Origin of the sequence: Bradyrhizobium hipponense, from assembly GCF_008123965.1 — a bacterium.
GTDB classification, from domain to species: domain Bacteria; phylum Pseudomonadota; class Alphaproteobacteria; order Rhizobiales; family Xanthobacteraceae; genus Bradyrhizobium; species Bradyrhizobium hipponense.
The window spans coordinates 1-2,890 of sequence record NZ_VSTH01000170.1; the positions used below are offsets into that span (position 1 = coordinate 1).

1 protein-coding gene is annotated in these 2,890 nt (G+C 58.6%); it reads left to right on the plus strand.

Features of this window, described 5'->3' with window-relative positions:
• Positions 1 to 2,804, plus strand: a 2,804-nt coding sequence (locus tag FXV83_RS44525; protein WP_283811744.1) for a DUF5801 repeats-in-toxin domain-containing protein, incomplete at its 5' end; no start/stop codon positions are given.
• Positions 2,805 to 2,890 lie beyond the last annotated feature (86 nt).

The window sequence follows — 2,890 nt, forward strand, 5'->3', positions numbered from 1 at the left end:
CGTTCCATGACGACGGCCCGTCGATCACGGTGACGGCGAGTGTGGCGGCGGATGCGCTGGTGGTCGACGAGACCAACCTGGCGGGCGACGCGACGGCGAACTTTGCCGACAACTTCACGGTAAGCAGCAACTACGGTGCGGACGGCGCCGGCACGACCAGCTCGGCCTATGCGCTGACGATCAAGAGCGTCGGGGCTGACTCCGGCCTGATCGACGTTGCGACCGGGCAGCACATCTACCTGTACACGGACGGGGCGGACGTTGTGGGCCGGGTGGGCTCCAGCGGCTCGCCGGATGCGTCGGGCACGATCGACTTCCGGGTGAGCGTGGATGCTTCGGGCAACGTGACGCTGGACCAGATCCATGCGCTGGCGCATCCCGATGCGAGCAACCCGGACGACGTGGTGACGCTGTCGTCGGCGGACCTGATCACGCTGACGCGGACCGACACGATCACGGACAAGGACCTCGACACCGCGACCACCCACGACAGCATCAACATTGCCACGGCGCTGTCGTTCCATGACGACGGCCCGGCTGCCGGGTTTACGGCTGGCGTGACGGCGGTCTCGATCGACGAGACGGCCGGGCTGCAGCAGAACGACCAGGGCGGTGTGGTGCCGGGTCTGTTCTCATCGATTGCTGCAACGCCGATCCAGTGGGCACAGTCGGCGGGTGCGGTGCTGACCGACGCCTCTTCGTTTGGCGCCGACGGCGCTGGGTCAGTGACGTATGCGCTGACGGACTCGGCGGGCGGTGCGTTCAACGGGGCGGATTCCGGCTTCAAAGCGACAGCGACGGGTAATGAGATCTTCCTGTTCACGGAAGGCAACCTGATTGTCGGCCGCGAGCTCAACGCCGCGGGAACGGTTGCGTTTGCGGTCGCGCTGGATGGCAGCAACAAGCTGGACGTGGCGCTGTATGAGGCGCTGAAGCAGGACAACCTGTCGGGGACGCCGGACGATTTCAAGTCGCTGTCGAACGTGATCTACGTGACGCAGACGGTGACGGACGGGGATAGCGATGTTGCCACACACACGTCCGCCAGCGGGCTGACGGTAAACTTCTACGATGACGGTCCGACGATCACGGCGATCCAGGACGCGATAATGCCGAACCTGAGCGACACTCAGGCCGACGGTACGTGGCAGCCGGTCTTCGGAGCTGATGGCGCGAACGCAACTTCTCCAATCAGCGTGGCCTTGGCGACCGGTACTATCAACGGAATTACGTATACGTTGACGGATGCACCTGACGTGGTGATGGGTCAGGATCTCAAACAAGTCGTGGTGAATAATGGAACGTCATCCTACACGTTCTACGAATACACCACCTATGATCCGGCCACACATACCGGAGAAGTCTTCGCATTTACGAATGCGAATGCGGATACTGCATTCTTTGAGCTGAAGGTGAATATCGATGGGACTTACACGTTCCATCTCGATACCAACACTCTTACATCTACAACCACCACAACGTTCGATGCCGTCAATGGCATACCCAACGGAAATGGTGGTTTCGTGGAGGTTAGTGCTGCCGGTGTGGGATCGTACGTGGGGGGGCAAAATACTGCTTCAGTCGCTCCGAGCAGCGCTTTTCCCCTGATCATTGACGGCTTCACGGGCAATACCGATCCTAATACCGGAAACAGGATTTTCAAAAACGCCAACGGTATGGGTGTCAATGACGGCAATCTTGACGTCACGGACACCATTACATTCACGTTCCTGTCACAGCAGAGCCATGTCGCCGTCGACATAGGCAAGGGAAATAACGATACGAGCGAACATTTCCAGGTCAAGCTCTACGACAATTTTCATCACTTGTTGGCAACCGAGGACATCTCGCAGCCTGACGGTACGGTCCTCAACATCGACGCGGCTCACTGGACGGGGAGCGGGTCGAATGCATTCCAGAACTTCTACGAAGCGGATGTGACGAACATCGCGAGTGCGGCAGGTGATGACCCGAAAGTTGTCTTGCTGTCTCTTACTTATAATCAGACAACAACAACGACTGTCGCTAACACTGCGTTCAATTTTGCGTTGAGCGTAACTGATGGCGACGGGGATACTTACACAAGTCCAGACAATCTGAACGTTTCCCTACTCGGGACAGGTACCAATCTGACCGGCACGACCACCCCTGAGGTCATTGTCGCCAGTAGCGCGAACGACGTCATAACTGGCGGAACGGGATTGGGCGACACCGTCGACTATCACAATTCAAGTACGGGTGTGACCGTCAATCTGACTGTTGAGACTGACGCAATTGCGGCTGCTGTTGGGGGCGGAGCGACGGGTGATACGATCAAGGGGGTCGAGAATATCATTGGATCTGAGTTTGCCGATACACTTACTGCCATTCCCGGCAGTAGCATTCTGGTCGGTGGCGGCGGGAATGACACCTTGAATGGCGGTATCGGCAATGACACCCTCGTCGGGGGCGCAGGAGACGACAATCTGACCGGCAACGGCGGGAACGACACCTTTGTCCTGAACAGCACCGCCGCTGCCAACGGTCACGATATTATCAACGGTTTCAACGCCGGTGACAGCATCGTGGTAGATGTTGCCAACCTGAACCTGACGATCGATACCGCCCTGGCGGTCACGTTCAACTCAGGTACGGCAGGTGCAGGCGATCAAACGCACGACAGCGCCTTCGCGGGTACGAACTTCTTCTTCAACACCACTACGAATGAGCTGTACTACTCAGCTGACAACACGGCTGCTCATGCGGTCGATCTTGCCCATATCAGCACGGGCATACCTGCTGCGAACGCCGTCCACGTGGCGTAAGAGGTCCGAGCAGACACAAAACCGCCGGCGAGGCTTTCGTCGGCGGTTTTGCTTCGTTTCAGAGAAGCAGGGGCAGGCTGCCGAGC